Source organism: Saccharopolyspora oryzae (assembly GCF_027853915.1).
GTDB lineage: Bacteria > Actinomycetota > Actinomycetes > Mycobacteriales > Pseudonocardiaceae > Saccharopolyspora > Saccharopolyspora oryzae.
In genome coordinates this window covers 1-16,679 of sequence record NZ_JAQGLA010000050.1, presented here as the reverse complement: position 1 = coordinate 16,679, position 16,679 = coordinate 1, and the positions used below count along the sequence as shown (strand labels likewise).

The following is a 16,679-nucleotide window of genomic DNA, read 5'->3' as shown; positions in this document are numbered from 1 at the left end:
GAGTTGTCCACAGGTCGTCACTCGAACAGGTCTCGTGAGCGGCGATGGTGGTAAGAGCCACCATCGCCGCTCACGAGTGGTCAGCGGACGAGGAGGATCTTGCCGCGGACGTCGCCCGCTTCGAGGATCGCGTGGGCACGCGCCGCTTCGCGCAGCGGGATCCGGTCGTGGACCGGGGTCCGGACCCGGCCCGCTTCGACCAGCGGCCACAGGCGTTCCCGCACGTCGGTGACGACCGCGGCCTTGCCGTGAGGGCCCGCCACCGGACGTCCGCGCAATCCCAGCACCGACAGGTGCAGCCGCTTGACCAGCATCTTGCCCAGGTCCAGCTCGGCCTTCCGGCCGCCCTGCATGCCGATGATCGCCAGGTGCCCGTCCGGCGCCAGCGCGGACAGGTTCCGGTCCAAGTAGGACGCGCCCATGTTGTCGAGGATGACGTCGGCGCCGCCGAGCTCCTTCACGGCCGCGACGAAGTCCTCGTCGCGGTAGCTGATCTCCGGGTCCGCGCCGAGCTCGGCGCACAGCTTCCGGCTCTCCGCCGATCCCGCGGTCGCCGCGACCCGCGCGCCGAGCGCCCGGCCGATCTGGATCGCGCAGGTCCCGATGCCGCCCGCGCCGCCGTGCACCAGCAGCAGCTGTCCACTTCGGAGTCCGGCCTCCATGATCACGTTGGACCACACGGTGCAGCACACCTCGGGCAGCCCGGCCGCGTCGACCAGGTCGACCCCGGCGGGCTTGGGCAGCACCTGTTCGGCGGGCACCGCAACGCGTTCGGCGTAACCACCGCCGGCGAGCAGCGCGCAGACCTCGTCGCCGACCTGCCAGCCCTCGACTCCTTCGCCCAGTTCGGCGATGGTGCCGGAGCATTCCAGGCCGAGGATCTCGCTGGCGCCCTTCGGCGGCGGGTAGTTGCCCTCCCGCTGGCTCAGGTCGGCGCGGTTGACCGCGCTGGCGACGACGTCGATGAGCACTTCGCCCGGTCCCGGGCGCGGGTCGGGGTGTTCGGTCCATTCCAGAACGTCCGGGTCGCCCGGCTCGCGGATCGCGATCGCGTACATGTCCGCGACGGTAGTCCGGGTCGGGTGAACCGGCGGTGCAGGTCGATCGGACGAGTCGCACAATGCGGGAAAAACGGGAAATAATCCCTGGTTCTTAACGCTTCTCGGTAAGTCCTTGACTTCGTTGCGTGATCTTCTCAAGGCTATCGCCACGAAAACCACCCGAAACGGGGAGCATGATGAGTTTGCGAACCATCACATCAAAGCGTGCGATGACCGTTCTGGCCGCGAGCTGCGCGGCGACGATGCTCGCTGTCACCCCGGTCAGCGCGGCCCCACCGGACCTCGGCTCGTCGATCGATGGCAACGCTGTGAACAGGCACCTGATCGCGCTGCAGCGGATCGCCGACCAGAACGGCGGGAACCGCGCGTCCGGTCAGCCCGGCTACGAGGCCAGCGTCGACTACGTCGTCGACAAGCTGAAGCGCGCCGGATTCGACGTGACGACCCCGGAATTCACCTACGAGGCGTACTTCAAGGACTCGTTCAGCCTGGCGGTCGCGGGTCAGCCGGTCGAGGGTGACGCGCTGGAGTACTCCCCGGCGACCCCGCAGGGCGGTTTGACCGCGCCGCTGGCGGTCGCGCCGGTCGACGAAACCCCCGGTTGCGAGGCCACCGACTACGACGGCGCCAACGTCGCGGGCACGGTCGTGCTGATCTCGCGCGGCGCCTGCTCCTTCGCGGACAAGCAGCGGATCGCCTCCGAGGCCGGTGCGGTGGGCGCGATCATCTACAACAACGTCGAAGGCCCGCTCAACGGCACCCTCGGCGACGCGGACGCGGGGCGCATCCCCACCGCCGGCGTCACCCAGCAGGTCGGCCAGGCGCTGGCCGGTCAGGCCGGTGCCGAGGTGAAGCTCGACGTGCAGGCCCGCTTCGAGTCCGTGACCACCCGGAACGTGGTGGCGCAGACCAAGACCGGGCGCGCCGACAACGTGGTGATGGCCGGGGCGCACCTGGACGGCGTGCCGGAAGGCCCCGGCATCAACGACAACGGTTCCGGCAGCGCCGGTCTGCTGGAGACCGCGCTGAAGCTGGGCGGCAGCCCGAAGGGCAACCAGAACGCGGTGCGGTTCGCCTGGTGGGGCGCGGAGGAGTCCGGCCTGGTCGGCTCGACGAAGTACGTGCAGAGCTTGAGCCAGGAAGAGCAGCTCGACATCGCGCTGTACATGAACTTCGACATGATCGGCTCGCCGAACGCCGGTTACTTCGTCTACGACGGTGACGGCTCCACCGGTGGTCCCTCGGGTCCGGTGGGTTCGGGCCAGATCAAGAACGACTTCATCGCGGCGATGGCGGCGCAGGGCGTCGAGTCCGAGCCGAGCGAGTTCAACGGACGTTCCGACTACGGCGAGTTCATCGCGGTGGGCATCCCGTCCGGTGGCATGCACACCGGCGTGGAGGACCTCAAGACCGAGGAGCAGGCCGCCAAGTGGGGCGGCACCGCGGGCGTCGCGTTCGACCCGAACTACCACGGCGCGGGCGACAACCTGTCCAACATCGACCGCGTTGCCCTGGAGCGGATGACCAAGGGCATGGCCAACGTCGTGCAGGCGTACTCGCAGAGCACCGAGGGCGTCAACGGTGTGCAGAGCCGCGAGGAGCGCGCGAAGCTGCGCGCCCAGCAGAGCGCTCTGACGGTCCAGAGCGCCGGCCCGAAGGTCGGCCACGGCCACAACCTGGCCTGACCACCTGAAACGTGCGGGGTGCCTTCCGGGGGCCCCGCACGTTCTCGGTTGGTGGACCGGAAAGTTCAACCGGAGTTGCGCCCGGCGTTGGTGCTCCGACCGCAGTTTCAATTGAAACTGCAGTCCGGTGACCGCAGTTTCAATGGAAACTGCGGTCGGTTCCGCTGATCGCACGAGGAGGAATGTCGTGAAGCGTGCCGCGTTGGTGGCGGCGGCGGTTGCCGTCGGACTGGTGACCCCGACCGCGAACGCGGCCGAACCGGTGCGGTTCGCGACGTTCAACGCCTCGCTCAACCGCTCCGCCGAGGGCGAGCTGCTGGCGGATCTGTCCACACCGGACGATCCGCAGGCGCAGGAGGTGGCCGAGGTGGTGCAGCGGACCCGCCCGGACGTGCTGCTGCTCAACGAGTTCGACTACGTCGAGGGCGGCGCGGCGGTCGGCGCCTTCCGCACCAACTACCTCGCCCGCGGGCAGCACGGCGCCGACCCGATCGACTACCCCTACGCCTACACCGCCCCGGTCAACACCGGCGTGCCGTCCGGGATGGACCTCGACAACGACGGCGCCGTCGGCGGCCCGGGCGACGCCCACGGCTTCGGCGCGTTCCCCGGCCAGTACGGCATGGTCGTGCTGTCGAAGTACCCGATCGGCCCGGCCCGCACGTTCCAGCAGTTCCGCTGGGCGGACATGCCGGGCGCGCGCCTGCCGGACGACCCGGCGACCCCGGAACCCGCGGACTGGTTCTCGCCGGAGGAGCTCGAACAGGTCCGCCTGTCCTCGAAGTCGCACTGGGACCTGCCGATCGACGTCGACGGCCGCACGGTGCACTTCCTCACCTCGCACCCGACGCCGCCCGCCTTCGACGGCCCGGAGAAGCGCAACGTCCTGCGCAACCAGGACGAGATCCGGTTCTGGGCGGACTACGTGACGCCGAAGCGCGGCGACTACATCTACGACGACCAGGGCATCCGCGGCGGTCTGGCGCCCGGTTCCCAGTTCGTCGTCGCCGGCGACCAGAACTCCGACCCGCTCGACGGCGACAGCAACGGAATCCGCCAGCTGCTCCAGGCCCCGCGCGTGATCGACCCGCGGCCGGGCAGCGCCGGAGCGGTCGAGGCGAGCGGAACCCAGGGCGGCGCGAACGAGAACCACCGCGGTGACCCGTTCCTCGACACTGGCGACTTCAACGACGAGTCGCCGGGCAACCTCCGGATCGACTACGTCCTGCCGTCCGCGCCGCTGGTCCCGCTGCGCGCCGAGGTGTTCTGGCCGACCTCGGACGACGAGCTGTCCCGACTCAACGACGCCTCGGACCACCACCTCGTCTGGCTCGACGTCGTCCCGTGATCCGGGAAACCCGTCTGCCGCAGGCAGGTTCGGGCACGATCGAGGAGAACACCGAGATCCGCAAGGTCCTGCACGCCATCGCCGCCCACGTCGGCTGACGGTTCTGCCTGGAACTGCACGCAGTTCCAGGCAGAACGGGGATCAGGTCCAGCTGCCGCTCGGCTCGGTGGCGGTGAGCGGCTGGTAGACCAGCTTCAGGCCGGCGGCATCGGCGGGGACGTCGAAGAACACCTTCCCGCTGTCAGCATCGCCCTGCGTCAGGAGCGTCGCGAAGAGCACGCCGTCCAGGCTCTCCCCGTTCGGCGCAGCGCTCGGGTACTCGGTGCCCGCCCCGTCGACCAGCATGAAATCGACGGAAGCGACGGCACCGCCGGTCCCGCTGATCAATTTCGCGTCGACGTCGACGGAAACGTACTTCCCCTCCGGCGGAATCGAGAATTCGGCGAGGTCCTGCAGCGGACCGGCGGTGATGGCGTACGTCCCGCCGTTCTCGTTGCTGATGCCCGCGGTTTCGCCGAAAGCGACGTCCTTGCCGCCGACCTCGATCGTTCCGGCCTGGGGTTCTCCCTGCTCAGGTGAGGTCTGGGCGTTCGGTTCCGGAGCGGTCGGCTCGCTGGAAGCGCCACATCCGGCCAGGCCCAGCAGGATCAATCCGACCACCGGCGCGATGAACTTCTTCACTTTTCCTCATCAGGTCGAGAAAACGAACTCGACGAATGATGCCAGCGAATTCCGAACCGCACCAAGAACAAATCCCAAAACCATTTCAAGCAACCAGGAGAACATTGTTCTCCGGGCGCCGCTCACCCGGCGGACCAGACGCCGAGCTCGTTCCCGGCCGGGTCGTGGAAGTGGAAGCGCCGCCCGCCGGGGAACTCGTAGGGTCCCCGCACGACGGACCCGCCCGCGTCGCGAACCGCCTGAGCGCTCGCGTCGAGGTCGTCCGAGTACAACAGGACCAGCGGCCCACCAGCGGAAACCTCATCGGTCAGCCGGAAGCCGCCGACTTCACCGCCGGAGCCGTTGATGCCGACGTAGGCCGGACCGGGCCCGTAGTCGGTGAACGTCCAGCCGAAAGCGCTGCCGTAGAAGGCCTTTGCGGCGGCGAAGTCGTCGACGCCGATCTCGATGTAGTCGAGTGCGTGGTGGGTCTGAGCGGACATGCCGAGGAGTGTGCCCGGCAGTCCTGACAATCGCGTGCCGAGCGGGATCGGGCTGGGGCAGAATCGGGCGGATGGACGCGCGCAGTTGTGCCGTGCTGGCACTCCACTGGCAGGTCAACGTGATCGAGCCCGAGGGCTTCTTCGGCCCCATGCTGGCCGAGCCGGTCGCCCGCAGCGGTGTCGTCGCACGGGCGACGAGGTTCCACGCCGCCGCGGCCGAAGCGGGAGCGACCCTGGTGTTCACCCGCTTCACCATCCCGGAGGACGAGGGAGAACTGGTCCGCAACACCGGATTCATGCAGGCAGTGGGCGAATCCCAGGAGTCGTTCCGCCCGGCCGCCCCGGGCGCAGCCCTGATCGAGCAGATGGCGGACCAGCCGAACCTGGTGGTGGACAACCAGAAGCTCTCCGGTCTGGCCGGAAACGACCTGCCCGCGCGACTCCGGGACCGCGGCATCGACTCCCTCCTCATCACGGGAGTCGCCACGAACCTGACGGTGGAGCAAACAGCCCGCCACGCAACAGATCTCGGCTTCCACGTCCAGGTGGTCCGCGACTGCGCAGCGGCAGCCGACGAACAAACCCACGAAGCCTCCCTGGCCAACCTCGCCCTGACCACGGCAGGCTGCCCCACCGCAACCGAAGCCCTCCACTGGCTCTCCGGCGGAGAAACCCCGGCCTGACTTCCAGCGCCGTCAGTCCATGTCGGTCAAGCACAGCAGCAGCAATGCTCGTTGGTCCAGGTCGTAGGCCACCCATGTGATGTTGAACAGGCCGGGGAACCACGCGGACCACGGGTCTGGCGTCTTGTAAACGTTGACGGTGGCGTACCGATCGCCGAACAAGGCCGCGTACAACGCTTCCGCCGCGTTGATGGCCCGGTGGGCTCGCTGGTCCCGCTCACCTGCGGACAAGGTCAGATCGACGGATGTGTACATACCGCCTGCGTACAAGCTCCAAGCCCACTCCCTGCTGAGCTGAATCGCCACCCCGGGGTTCCAGCCCTTCAGGCGGCGCTCCACGGCTTCAGGGAGCGGGAACGGCCGTTGGAACGCCTCCGGCAGAGCGCTGCGAACAGCCGGGTGGTCGAGCATGCAGTTCAACTCGGGCAATCGGTTGCGGGTGGCGAACCAGTCGAACACCGGGTGCGGACCGAACCGGAAGCGCGCCAGGTGCGCTCCGCCGTTCGGCCGCTCCTCGCGCAGCCAATCGAGCACAGCCGAAACCTCAACGCCATAGGTGGTTCCAGCACTGACCTGCAACTCTTCGTCGAGTGCATCGATCTGCTCGTGGGTCGGGACTTGATCGCGGAAGCTCATCACTCGGAGTGTGCCCGCTCGTCAACCCACGCGCTGGGAGGAAGTCCGAACCCGTTATGCCGCACCGGGATACGGGTGGGCGCTTCGTCAGGCCGTCAGGTGCTTGCGCAGTGCTGGGATGACCACGTTCCACACCGCAGGTGGTGGGATTTCGTGGCCCACTCCCTCCAGGCGCAGGAGCCGGGCGCCTGGGATTGCGCGGGCCAGTGCTTCTCCGTGGGGGAAGGGGAAAAGCGGGTCGTCGATGCTGTGCAGGACGAGGGTCGGCACGCGGATTTCGGCCGGGTCCACCGGGTTTCCGGGTTCGGCGATGAAGTGGTTCGCCATCGTCGACGCCATGTTGCGGCTGCGGCGCACTTCCCGCGTCGCCAGGGCGCGCACGCGTGCCTCGTCGAGCCCGAGCGGGCCGGCGAAGGGGCGCTCGACGTCGACGCGGTAGTCGATGACCGCGGCCTCGTCGGACCAGTCGATCTCCGGCTCGGGTTCTGCCCAGGTCGCGGCGAGTTCGGGGGTCGGCGGTGGCAGCTCGCCGTGGTCGCCGCCTGCGGGGCTGGTTTCGACGAGCGTCAGGGACCGCACCCGCGAGGGGGCGCGCACCGCGGTGCTCTGCGCGATACCGCCACCCATCGACATGCCCACCAGGTGCGCGTCTGCGATGCCGAGAGTGTCGAGGATGCGCAGCGGATCGGTGGCCAGGTCGTCGCCGGTGTAGTCGGGCTGGCCCGGCGCGGACGTGCTCGACTGGCCGGTGTCGCGGTGGTCGTACCGGATGACCTGCAGTTCTCCGGCGCCGAGCTGGTCGCAGAACTCGGGCGTCCACCAGTCCATCGACTGGCCACCACCTGCGATGAGCAGCAGCGCCGGCGCGCCGTCGGGTCCGCGGCGATCGACCGCCAGCTCGACACCGTCGAGTTCGAGGACGTCCATGGCCCCTCCACTGATTGCAAATTGCAATCACACCCATGCTAGATCGACTGATTGTGATTTGCAATCACTTTTGAGTCCGGTTCAGCCTGGCGGGCCCCGGGGCGCGAGCAGACGATGGGGCAGGGCCACGTTTGGGGGGAGAGCGATGCGCCAGACCAATCTCACCGGGGAGACGGCCGAGTACGTGCACGCCCGCGAGGAGCTGCGCCAGGCCGAGATGGAGCTGATGCGGCATCGCGAGCGGGTCGCCGACCTGCGCCGCCGGCTACCGCTGGGCCCCGTCGTCGACGACTACGTGTTCGAGGAGGGCCCCGCCGACCTGCACGCCGGTGATGAGCCGGTGCGCGAGGTGCGGCTGGGCGAGCTGTTCACCGGACCCGATCGCGATCTCGTCGTCTACCACCTCATGTACGGGAAGGCGCAGACCGAACCGTGCCCGATGTGCACCATGTGGATCGACGGGTTCAACGGAATCGCCCACCACGTCGAGCAGAACGCCGATCTCGCGATCGTCGCCGCAGCCGACCTGCCCGCGCTCCGCGAACACGCGCGCAACCGCGGGTGGACGAACCTGCGCCTCCTCAGCGCCGCGAAGAGCACCTTCAAGCGCGACCTGGGCAGCGAGGACGAGGAGGGCAACCAGGACTCGACGGTGTCGGTGTTCACCCGCGACGGCGGCGGCGAGGTGCGCCACTTCTACTCGGCGCACCCCCGCATGTCCGAAGAGGTCGACGAACGCGGCATAGACCTGCTGAGCCCGGTGTGGCACATCCTCGACCTGACCCCTAGAGGTCGCGGCGACTGGTACGCCTCCCTCGACTACTAGCGCGGTCGTTCAGCGGAAGGCCGCGCTGTTCACCGGGAAGTCGAAGTACTGGTCCGGGAACGGTTCGTGCGGCAGGTTGTAGTGCCACCACTCGTTCGCGTAGTTCTTCAGGCCGACCGAGGTGAGCACGTCGCGCAGCAGGTTCCGGTTGGCCGCGGCTTCGCCGGTCACGCCTGGGGCGTCGGTGTGCGCCAGGTTGTCGAAGCAGTCGTAACCGGTGTCCATGTCGACGCTGTTGTCCGGGAACCGCTGCGCGGCCGGGGCGGTGCACGAGGTCAGCGGCTCACCGGGCACGTAGGGGCGCTGGGGGCGGGCAGGTAGCCGCACGAGCGTCAGGTCGACCGAGCTGCCCCGGCTGTGACCGGACCTCGCGGCGATGTAGCCGTCGGCGAACAACCGCGACTTGTCCAGCCCCGGGTAGAACTCGGCCTTCATGCGCTGGTCGCCGACGTCCTCCGCCCACGCGACGAAGCGCTCGTCGGCGCGTCGCGGCCGGTAGCAGTCGTAGACCTTGAGGGTGTAGCCGCGAGGTGCGAGCTGTTGCTGCGCCGCGTGGAGCGCCTCGGCGAGCGGCTGCGTCACGACGCACATCGGCTCGTCGTAGCCGGGTACCGGATCGCCGGTGAAGTTGTGCGGCGTGGCGTAGCGGACCTCCTCGATGATCGAGGGATCGACGTCGCGCAGCCGCACGAAACCAGCCGGCGCGTGCTCGACCTGCGGCGTGGGCGTCGGGCTGGACGCCGTGGTCGCGGGCGGGCTGGGTGGTGGCGCCGGTGGTGCCGGAGCGGGCGGCGCGCTCGTACCGCACGCCGCCGCTACCAGCACGAACGCCACCGCAGAGGCGAGCCGCCGGGAACCACGGGTCATCCCGCCACGCTAGCCCCGGTCCCGCCACCGCCGCTGTGCGAGCGTTCAGAAGGGAGGCCGCTGACCGGCGACCTCGTAGGCCATCACTTCGACGTCCCGCATCTCCACGCCCGTGTCGGGAGCCGCCGCGACCTTCCGCCACGCCTCGATCGCATCCCAGGACTCCCAGCGCTCGAAGTTGTTGACGCGCTCCGGGTCCACCGGATCGGCGGTGATCGCGACGTCGAGGCACCCGGGCGCTCGACGTGCCCGGGTGAGCAGGTCGTGGTGTGCGGCAACCCAAGCATCCCGCTGGTCGGCATCGACCTTGAGGTGGCCGGCGATGATCCACATAGCTATCCCTCCTGAACAGGACGTCGTCACCAGGTAGACCACCCGAAGCCCCCGAACTCATCGCACGATCAGCCGAAGAAGACCCCCGGAGCGCTCACAGCCCCAGCGCGGGGGCGATCTCGCGCAGCGCGGGCAGCGGGTCGTCGGCGCTGTTGTCGCCGAGGACCTGGATCACCACGTGATCGGCGCCCGCGTCGAGGTGCCGCCGGACGTGCGCGGCGATCGCCTCGGCGTCGCCGATCGCGACCATGTGCTCGGCCAGCTTGTCCGAACCGCCGATGACCAGGTCGGACTCGTCGAAACCTTGCCGCAGCCAGGACTTCCGGTAGTTCGGCAGCTGCGAGTACATGTGCAGGTGCTGGTGCGCTCGGCGCAGCCCGGTCTCCCGGTCGGTGGTCAGCGCCACCGCTTGCTCGCTGACCACCCACTTGTCCGGCCCGAGCAGTTCCCGGGTGCGAGCGGTCTGCTCCGGGGTGACCAGGTAGGGGTGCGCGCCGTCGCCGGCGGTGCCGGACAGCTCGATCATCTTCGGCCCGAGCGCGGCCAGCAGCCGGGCCGGGCGCTGCGCACCGGGCTCGACCTGCTCCGGCATCTCGTCCATGCGGCGCAGGTATTCGCGCATGGTGGCCAAGGGCTTGGCGTAGGTACCTGCGTGGTGCTCCACCAGCGGGCCGTGGCTGACTCCGAGGCCGAGCACGAACCGCCCGGGGTACAGCGCGCTGAGCGTGCGGGAGCCGGATTCGGCGGCGCTGGCGTCCCGGGCGTGGATGTTGGCGATGCCGGTTCCGACCACGAGCCGCTCCGTGGCGCCCAGCAGCGCACCGGCCTGGGTGAACGACTCCTTGCCGAACGCCTCGCCGTAGAACAGCGAGCCGTAGCCGAGTTCCTCGATCTCGCGGGCGCGGGCGCGCACGTCGCGGATCGACCAGGTGTCGCTGGTCCACCAAACGCCGACCCTCGAGCTGAAATTGATCTGAGCCATGCCGCCGAGGCTATCCGCGCAACCAGCCGCAGGCGCCCGCATCAGCCCATGTCGGTGATGGGGGGCTCGCAGGATTCGCCGCGGAAGGTCGAACAGCGGTGAGAGGTGCGGAGTAGGACCATCGAGATGTCGGTCCCGAGTTGCCCGTTGGCAGCCACCTTGAAGGGAGCCACCGATGCCGGAATTCATGGATGTGCATCACGACATGGCCGGGTTGACCTCGGAACAGCTCGCTGAAGCCCATCGCGCGGATCTGGCGATCCAGTCCGAGGAGAACGTCGACTTCAAGCATGCTTGGGCCGATCCCGACAGCGGCGTCGTCTTCTGCCTGTCCGAAGCGCCGAACGAGGAGGCCGTCAAGAAGGTCCACCAACGGGCCGGGCACCCGACGGACGAGGTGTACCGGGTCCCCCTGCAGGCCTGAACTGCTCACATGTGGGGGAGGGGCTCCGGGAGAAGCCGAAGAAGGCCCAGCTGAGACCAAAACTGAGACCAGGCGCAACAGGGCCCGGCGGTTCTAGCCGTTCGGCCTTCGACCAGATCTCGGAAGCGACGGGAGCGCCTCGAAGGTGGCGGTAGCGCTGGCCTGCTCGGTGCCAGTCGATTGCGGAGCTTCACCGGCGAGCCACAGCGTTTCCAGGTAGCCGTGGTTGGTCCAGGTCGCGGCGTGGAGCACGAAGCAACCCGGGTTCGGCTGCTTTTCACGGCACCAGGCCAGTGCCTCCAGCACATCGCAGGAGGTCAGCGTGTAGGTGCAGCATGCAAGCCCGCGAAGGGGATTGCGCTCACCGACTTCCCACGACCACAGCTCGACCATGAACGTGGGCTGGTCCGCGCTGCTGCACACCTTGCGATCGTCGAACTCCCGTACCTCCATGGCTGTCCATGGTGCAGGCAGCAGCTGCTCGATCTCAGCGATCCGCACCAACTCGCGGGTTCGCACACTGCTCCCACGACCAACAGGACCCGGCGGGGAAGATCCCCAACGGGTCCTGTTCGTGCTGGTCATTGAGCGGAAGCGGGGGGATTCGAACCCCCGGTCGCTCTCGCGACGCTCGCTTTCAAGGCGAGTGCATTCGGCCGCTCTGCCACGCTTCCAGGCGCAGCGTAGCCAACCGGGCGGGCGCGGGGTGCAGGCGGGCCGCTACTTGATTCCGCCCAGGTGGGTCGTCAGGCGGTCGAAGATCCGGGCCATGACCTCCTGCTCCTGCTCGTCCAGGATGTCGACCAGGTGTTCGCGGACGCTCGCCACGTGCCTCGGGGCTGCTTCGCGGAGCTTCGCCGCGCCCTCTTCGGTCAGGACCGCCAGGACGCCGCGGCCGTCGTCCGGGCATTCGTCGCGGCGGACCAGGCCGGCCTTCTCCAGGCGGCGGATCTGGTGCGACATGCGGCTCTTGGAGTGGGCCACGTCGTTGGCCAGCTCGCTCATGCGCATCCGCTGGTCGGGGCGTTCGGACAGCCGGACCAGGATCTCGTAGTCGGCGATCGACAGGTTGTGGCTGAGCTGCAAGTCCTTGTTCAGGTGGTGCTCGAGCAGTGCGCTGCCCACGATGTAGGCGCGCCAAGCTGCCATTTCGCGGTCGTTCAGCCATCGGATGTCCTGGTCTGTCACTTGATCAGGCTACCGACTGCTCCGGGGTGCTTCGAAAATTGTTTGACGTCCCATCGTTCGGCGCGGATATCATCGCGGTGTGCCCGGCTTCGCGGAGCAAGATCCGCAGCTGATGCCGCTGACCAGGCTGGTGGGCTTGACCGGTCGGCGACTGCTCCAGCACGGGGCACGCAGTGCTCAACCTGACCCTCTTCCGCTGGCGCGATCCCAGTCGGCCGGCGGATGGTCGGGCTGCTCATGGTCGAACCGGACGTCGTAGCGGCTCGTGTCCTCAGTGGACGTGGTGCGGAAGAAGGCGGATGTGACCACAGCGGTTGAAGTGACCGATCTGGTCAAGCGGTACCCGAAGAGCCGGACCAACGCGGTCGACGGGCTCAGCTTCCAGGTGCACGCCGGGGAGATCTTCGGGCTGCTCGGGCCGAACGGCGCGGGCAAGACCACCACGGTCGGCATCCTGACCACCAGGGTGCTGCTGACCAGCGGCACCGCCCGCGTCGCCGGAGTGGACGTGGCCGCCGACCCGGTGGCCGCGCGCAGCAAGGTGGCGGTGGTGCCGCAGCGGGTCAACCTGGACCGCTCGCTCAACTCCCGGCAGAACCTGATCTGGCACGCCGCCTACCACGGGATCTCGCGCGCGGAACGACATCGCCTCGCCGACGAGCTGCTGGACCGGATGGGCCTGGGCGACAAGGCCAAGGCGCGCGTCGACGACCTCTCCGGCGGGCAGGCGCAGCGGTTGATGATCGCCCGCGCGCTGATCCACAAGCCCGAGGTGCTGTTCTTGGACGAGCCGTCCACCGGCCTGGACCCGCAGGCCCGGCTGTTCGTGCACGACCGGATCAACGACCTGCGGGCCGAAGGCGTGACCGTCGTGCTCACCACGCACGACATGGACGAGGCGGCGAAGCTGTCCGACCGCGTCGGCGTTGTCGACCACGGCAAGCTGCTGACGCTGGACACCCCAGAGGCGCTGATCAAATCGCTGCCGGGCAGCGGCACGGTGGACGCGACGCTGCGGCCGAACGGCTACGAGCCGGACCGGATCTCCGCACTGTTGTCCGATGTGGACGGTGTGCAGCGGGTCGAGCAGATCGGCAGCAGCACCGGGGCGGACGGCGAGGCGGAGCTGCGGCTGCGGCTCTACGTCGGCGTCGAGCCGGCCGCGCTGCTCGGGCCGGTCGCGCAGACCCTGCACGAGCAGCGGATCTCGGTCAGCGACCTGGCGTTGGGGGCGGCCACCCTCGAAGACGTCTTCATCGACCTCACCGGGAGGGAACTGCGATGAGTCCGGTGCGCGCCTTCACCGCGGTGCTCGCCCGCGACGTGTTCGTGACGGGCCGCGAGCTGCCGAGCTTCCTGGCGCAGGTGCTGGTCCAGCCGGTGGCGCTGCTGTTCATCTTCGGCAAGGTGCTCAGCGAACTCGGCTACGCCCAGCCCGGCTACGCGCAGATCCTGCTGCCCGGCATGATCGCGCTCAACGCGTTCCTGGTGTCCCTGCAGAACACCTCGTTCCCGCTGGTGCTGGACTTCTCCTTCTCCCGCGAGATCGAGGACCGGCTGCTGGCGCCGCTGCCGATCAGCTGGGTCGCGGTGGAGAAGATGCTCTTCGGCGCGCTGCGCGGCCTGTTCGCGGCGGTGCTGATGGTGCCGATCGGCATGGTGATGCTGGGCGAGATCAACTGGAACTTCAGCGGTCTCGCGTTCGCCCTGCTCTGCATGCTGCTGGGCTCGTTCGCCGGTGCATCGGTCGGCATGACCGTGGGCGCTGCTGTTCCACCGCGCCGCATCAACATCATGTTCGCGGTGATCCTGGCTCCGCTGATGTTCACCGGAGCGACCCAGTTCCCGTGGGCTCAGCTGGACCACCTGCGCTGGTTCCAGGTCCTCTGCGCGATCAACCCCCTGACCTACGTCAGCGAGGGGATGCGCGGAGCCCTGCTCCCGGACGTCCCGCACATGCCACCGTGGATCTGCGTCCTAGCCCTCCTAGCGGCCTGCCTGATCTTCGGCGCCCTCGGCATCAAGTTTTTCCTCCGCCGAGCCCTCGACTAGCCCGCCTGGGACCCGTGAGTCTTTTGGGCCGCCATAGCAGCCCAAAAGACTCACGGGACCTGACCAGCGGCGGAGCTGTCACCGGTCGAAACGACCGGCCTTGAGCTCGCCGAGGAAACCGGCCCAGGCCGTCTGCTGGACGCGTAATGTGCCGCCGTCGCGGTCCTTCGTGTCGCGGATGTAGGTGGCCGACTCGCCGATCGCCAGCTCGACGCACGCACTCTGCTGAGTGCTTCGGCTGGACTTCCGCCAGGGGCCGATCTTTGCGCTGATCACTCTTCGCCGATCCCTTCGGCATGCTTGGCGATGAGCTCGGCGGATTCCGCTGGGCTCAACGCGACTTCGGATACACGTGCTACTGCCTTGCGGAAGGCTGCCACGTCATCCGAACCGGTGACCATAGAGCCAGCATTCGGAGCTTCGGTGAAGACGTGAGGTTCGTCGTCATCGAACTCGAGCAGGGTGAATACGCCGTTCAAGGCGAAGTGGAAGTCCGCATCCAGCGGAATGACCTGGACGACGATGTTGGGCTGGGCTCCGAGCTTGAGCAGGTGGCGCAACTGGTCGAGACGCACTTTCGGCTGCTTGACGGGCCGCCACAGAACGGGTTCGTCGATGTATGCGATCAGCTTCGCCGGTGACGTCCGATCCAGGATTCCTTGCCGCGTCTGGCGCAGCGAGATCGCCTGTTCCACTTCGTAGGGCGAGCGGTCATCGGATTCGAAGAGCGCTCGTGAATAGGCGCGGGTCTGGAGCAGACCGGGAATGACTGTCGGGCTGACAGTCGTCAGGCGCACGGCGCGTTGCTCGGCGTCGATCAGTGCGGAGAGCTGGTCCGGCAAGTCCTTGTGCAGCTCCCACCACACCGGTTCGTCGAGTTCTCGGACCATGCGGAGCAGCTGCTCCCGATCGTGGCCGGTCACACCCAGGACCGCTAGCAGTGAGGCGACGTCTGTTTCGTTGATCCCCTGCGCGACGTTCTCCACCCGCGACACGCGCGACTTGCTCCAGTCGAGCTGTTCCGCGACCTCACGGACCGAGAGGCCGCTCTTCCGCTGGGCTTCCTTCATGAGGCGGGACAAGGCGCGCGCACGTGGGGTGTTGGCCATGCGCACAGCCTAAGTGGGGGTGCTCCTCGGATCGTTTCATTCATTCGAGTAATTGAAACGTCCCACATGATCGCGGGACGATACGTGGGACGTTGCACGAACTGATCTTCGTTCGGGTGGTGGCCATGTATCCGTTTCATTGGGTTCCTGCTGGTGGAGCGCGGCATGCGAGTACCGATGCGCGGCCTGATGGGGCGCTGGCCTACCCGAGCGGGACCGGGGTTCTGACGTTGTGCGGGAGCGAGCTCGTCGCTGACAACTCCGAGGTCGCCTGGCTCTGGGGCACCTGCGCCGAATGCAACTCCGCCGCGCGGCAGATCGCCGATACCGCTCGCTGAACTCCGGAAGGACTCGACATGCTGGACCTGATGCCGCAGATCGGCTCCGTCTCGGCGATCCTCGCCTGTTACCTGGTCCTGACCTGGCGGCCGCGTCGTCCGCAGCACGCCGGTGGCGGTGAGGGTGCGCTGACCGTGTGGCAGCTCGTTGCGCACGTGGAAGCCGAGCGCCGGCAACGGGAAAGCGGTGGCAGGCATCGGCTCCGAGAACCAGCCGAGTCCACATCGGACTGTCCAGGGCCGCCGCAGGAGCTCCAGCAGCGCGTGCTGGACGGACTCCGCCGCCTCTGACCACCTGAATCCCGGTTCGCCGCCGATGCCCCCGACCTGCGGCGGCGAGCCGGACGGGCGGGGGGGGCGCCCCCCCCCCCCCCCCCACGGCAGATCAACCCAGGGCCGCGGCCTCGCGGGCCAGCTGCTCGACCTTCGCCCAGTCGCCCGCGGCGAGCAGGTCCTTCGGAGCGAGCCACGAGCCGCCGACGCACCCCACGTTCGGCAGGGCCAGGTAGTTCGGCGCGGTCTGCGGGCTGATCCCGCCGGTCGGGCAGAACCGCAGCTGCGGCAGCGGCCCGGCGATCGCCTTGAGGAACGGCACGCCGCCGCTGGGCTCGGCGGGGAAGAACTTCATCGCGTTCACCCCGCGCTCGGCCAGCCGCATCGCCTCGGACACCGTGCCCGCCCCGGCCAGGTAGGGCACGCCGGAGGCGTCGACGTCGTCGAGCAGCCGGTCGGTGGTGCCCGGGGTGACCAGGTAGCGCGCCCCGGCGTCGGCGGCCTGCTTCGCCTGCCCGAGCTCGGTGATGGTGCCCGCCCCGGCGACCATCTCGGGGACCTCGGCGGCGATCCGCTCGATCGCGGGCAGCCCGGCGGCGGTGCGCAGGGTGACCTCGATGGTCCGGATCCCGCCGCGCAGCAGCGCTTCGGCCAGCGGAACGGCGTGCTCGACGTCGTCCAGCGCCACGACCGGCACCACCGGGGAGAGTTCCAGCACGTCAGCTGCAGTGTTCATCAGGCATTTCATCCGTTCTCGATGCTTGCCGGAGGCTCGTGGTGGCGC

The 16,679-nt window shown here is 68.6% G+C and carries 22 protein-coding genes and 1 tRNA gene; 9 read left to right on the top strand and 14 right to left on the bottom strand.

Features of this window, described 5'->3' with window-relative positions; genetic code table 11:
- Positions 1-80: 80 nt before the first annotated feature.
- Positions 81-1,058 (bottom strand): NAD(P)H-quinone oxidoreductase, encoded by a 978-nt coding sequence (locus OU415_RS24765; protein ID WP_270951575.1) that lies wholly within the window; start codon positions 1,056-1,058, stop codon positions 81-83.
- Between the two features lie 212 nt (positions 1,059-1,270).
- Here OU415_RS24765 and OU415_RS24760 point away from each other — a divergent pair, with 212 nt between their 5' ends.
- Both OU415_RS24760 and OU415_RS24755 read left to right on the top strand, forming a co-directional pair.
- Complete coding sequence (locus OU415_RS24760) at positions 1,271-2,746, top strand: M28 family metallopeptidase (RefSeq protein ID WP_270951574.1); 1,476 nt, start codon at positions 1,271-1,273, stop codon at positions 2,744-2,746.
- A gap of 142 nt (positions 2,747-2,888) precedes the next feature.
- A complete protein-coding gene (locus OU415_RS24755; RefSeq protein WP_408641909.1) occupies positions 2,889-4,094 on the top strand; it encodes an endonuclease/exonuclease/phosphatase family protein in 1,206 nt (401 codons plus the stop codon).
- Positions 4,095-4,235: 141 nt separating this feature from the next.
- Here OU415_RS24755 and OU415_RS24750 read toward each other — a convergent pair whose 3' ends face one another.
- The gene (locus OU415_RS24750; RefSeq protein ID WP_270951572.1) at positions 4,236-4,775 is read right to left on the bottom strand and encodes a DUF4352 domain-containing protein; all 540 of its coding nucleotides are present in this window, start codon (positions 4,773-4,775) and stop codon (positions 4,236-4,238) included.
- A gap of 122 nt (positions 4,776-4,897) precedes the next feature.
- Positions 4,898-5,257 (bottom strand): VOC family protein, encoded by a 360-nt coding sequence (locus tag OU415_RS24745; RefSeq protein WP_270951571.1) that lies wholly within the window; start codon positions 5,255-5,257, stop codon positions 4,898-4,900.
- A 71-nt stretch (positions 5,258-5,328) separates the two neighbouring features.
- On the opposite strand from OU415_RS24745, the gene OU415_RS24740 reads away from it, so the two are divergent.
- The gene (locus OU415_RS24740) at positions 5,329-5,940 is read left to right on the top strand and encodes a cysteine hydrolase (RefSeq protein ID WP_270951570.1); all 612 of its coding nucleotides are present in this window, start codon (positions 5,329-5,331) and stop codon (positions 5,938-5,940) included.
- A gap of 12 nt (positions 5,941-5,952) precedes the next feature.
- Here the strand turns inward: OU415_RS24740 and OU415_RS24735 are convergent, their stop codons facing one another.
- Positions 5,953-6,576, bottom strand: coding sequence for a hypothetical protein (locus OU415_RS24735; RefSeq protein ID WP_270951569.1), 624 nt, complete (start codon positions 6,574-6,576; stop codon positions 5,953-5,955).
- Between the two features lie 87 nt (positions 6,577-6,663).
- A complete protein-coding gene (locus tag OU415_RS24730) occupies positions 6,664-7,503 on the bottom strand; it encodes an alpha/beta fold hydrolase (RefSeq protein WP_270951568.1) in 840 nt (279 codons plus the stop codon).
- 145 nt (positions 7,504-7,648) lie between these two features.
- On the opposite strand from OU415_RS24730, the gene OU415_RS24725 reads away from it, so the two are divergent.
- Complete coding sequence (locus OU415_RS24725; RefSeq protein ID WP_270951567.1) at positions 7,649-8,329, top strand: DUF899 family protein; 681 nt, start codon at positions 7,649-7,651, stop codon at positions 8,327-8,329.
- Positions 8,330-8,338: 9 nt separating this feature from the next.
- Here the strand turns inward: OU415_RS24725 and OU415_RS24720 are convergent, their stop codons facing one another.
- From OU415_RS24720 to OU415_RS24710, 3 genes are all read right to left on the bottom strand, one after another.
- Positions 8,339-9,196, bottom strand: coding sequence for a M15 family metallopeptidase (locus tag OU415_RS24720; RefSeq protein WP_270951566.1), 858 nt, complete (start codon positions 9,194-9,196; stop codon positions 8,339-8,341).
- A 45-nt stretch (positions 9,197-9,241) separates the two neighbouring features.
- The gene (locus OU415_RS24715; RefSeq protein WP_270951565.1) at positions 9,242-9,529 is read right to left on the bottom strand and encodes a putative quinol monooxygenase; all 288 of its coding nucleotides are present in this window, start codon (positions 9,527-9,529) and stop codon (positions 9,242-9,244) included.
- A gap of 94 nt (positions 9,530-9,623) precedes the next feature.
- Positions 9,624-10,511, bottom strand: coding sequence for an LLM class F420-dependent oxidoreductase (locus OU415_RS24710; protein ID WP_270951564.1), 888 nt, complete (start codon positions 10,509-10,511; stop codon positions 9,624-9,626).
- Between the two features lie 175 nt (positions 10,512-10,686).
- Between OU415_RS24710 and OU415_RS24705 the strand changes: the two genes are divergently transcribed.
- Positions 10,687-10,935, top strand: coding sequence for an SCO4226 family nickel-binding protein (locus tag OU415_RS24705; protein ID WP_270951563.1), 249 nt, complete (start codon positions 10,687-10,689; stop codon positions 10,933-10,935).
- A gap of 93 nt (positions 10,936-11,028) precedes the next feature.
- Here the strand turns inward: OU415_RS24705 and OU415_RS24700 are convergent, their stop codons facing one another.
- The 3 genes from OU415_RS24700 to OU415_RS24690 all read right to left on the bottom strand — a co-directional run bounded on the left by OU415_RS24700 (position 11,029) and on the right by OU415_RS24690 (position 12,084).
- Entirely contained in the window at positions 11,029-11,454 is a 426-nt protein-coding gene (locus tag OU415_RS24700; RefSeq protein WP_270951562.1) for a hypothetical protein, read from the bottom strand.
- A 70-nt stretch (positions 11,455-11,524) separates the two neighbouring features.
- A tRNA-Ser gene (locus tag OU415_RS24695) sits at positions 11,525-11,609 on the bottom strand.
- A 46-nt stretch (positions 11,610-11,655) separates the two neighbouring features.
- A complete protein-coding gene (locus tag OU415_RS24690; RefSeq protein ID WP_270951610.1) occupies positions 11,656-12,084 on the bottom strand; it encodes a MarR family winged helix-turn-helix transcriptional regulator in 429 nt (142 codons plus the stop codon).
- 340 nt (positions 12,085-12,424) lie between these two features.
- On the opposite strand from OU415_RS24690, the gene OU415_RS24685 reads away from it, so the two are divergent.
- On the top strand, positions 12,425-13,408 hold the full coding sequence (locus tag OU415_RS24685; RefSeq protein ID WP_270951561.1) for an ABC transporter ATP-binding protein: 984 nt from the start codon (positions 12,425-12,427) through the stop codon (positions 13,406-13,408).
- On the top strand, positions 13,405-14,175 hold the full coding sequence (locus tag OU415_RS24680) for an ABC transporter permease (RefSeq protein WP_270951560.1): 771 nt from the start codon (positions 13,405-13,407) through the stop codon (positions 14,173-14,175). The genes OU415_RS24685 and OU415_RS24680 overlap by 4 nt, the downstream gene beginning before the upstream one ends.
- Before the next feature lie 78 nt (positions 14,176-14,253).
- On the opposite strand, the gene OU415_RS24675 is transcribed toward OU415_RS24680, so the two are convergent.
- Both OU415_RS24675 and OU415_RS24670 read right to left on the bottom strand, forming a co-directional pair.
- Positions 14,254-14,451, bottom strand: coding sequence for a DUF397 domain-containing protein (locus OU415_RS24675; RefSeq protein WP_270951559.1), 198 nt, complete (start codon positions 14,449-14,451; stop codon positions 14,254-14,256).
- Entirely contained in the window at positions 14,448-15,284 is an 837-nt protein-coding gene (locus tag OU415_RS24670; RefSeq protein ID WP_270951558.1) for a helix-turn-helix domain-containing protein, read from the bottom strand. Before OU415_RS24670 ends, OU415_RS24675 begins: the two co-directional genes overlap by 4 nt.
- A gap of 92 nt (positions 15,285-15,376) precedes the next feature.
- Between OU415_RS24670 and OU415_RS24665 the strand changes: the two genes are divergently transcribed.
- Both OU415_RS24665 and OU415_RS24660 read left to right on the top strand, forming a co-directional pair.
- Positions 15,377-15,622, top strand: a complete 246-nt coding sequence (locus tag OU415_RS24665; RefSeq protein WP_270951557.1) for a zinc finger protein — start codon at positions 15,377-15,379, stop codon at positions 15,620-15,622.
- An 18-nt stretch (positions 15,623-15,640) separates the two neighbouring features.
- The gene (locus tag OU415_RS24660; protein ID WP_270951556.1) at positions 15,641-15,913 is read left to right on the top strand and encodes a hypothetical protein; all 273 of its coding nucleotides are present in this window, start codon (positions 15,641-15,643) and stop codon (positions 15,911-15,913) included.
- A 94-nt stretch (positions 15,914-16,007) separates the two neighbouring features.
- Here OU415_RS24660 and eda read toward each other — a convergent pair whose 3' ends face one another.
- Positions 16,008-16,631, bottom strand: a complete 624-nt coding sequence (gene eda / locus OU415_RS24655; protein WP_270951555.1) for a bifunctional 4-hydroxy-2-oxoglutarate aldolase/2-dehydro-3-deoxy-phosphogluconate aldolase — start codon at positions 16,629-16,631, stop codon at positions 16,008-16,010.
- Positions 16,632-16,679 lie beyond the last annotated feature (48 nt).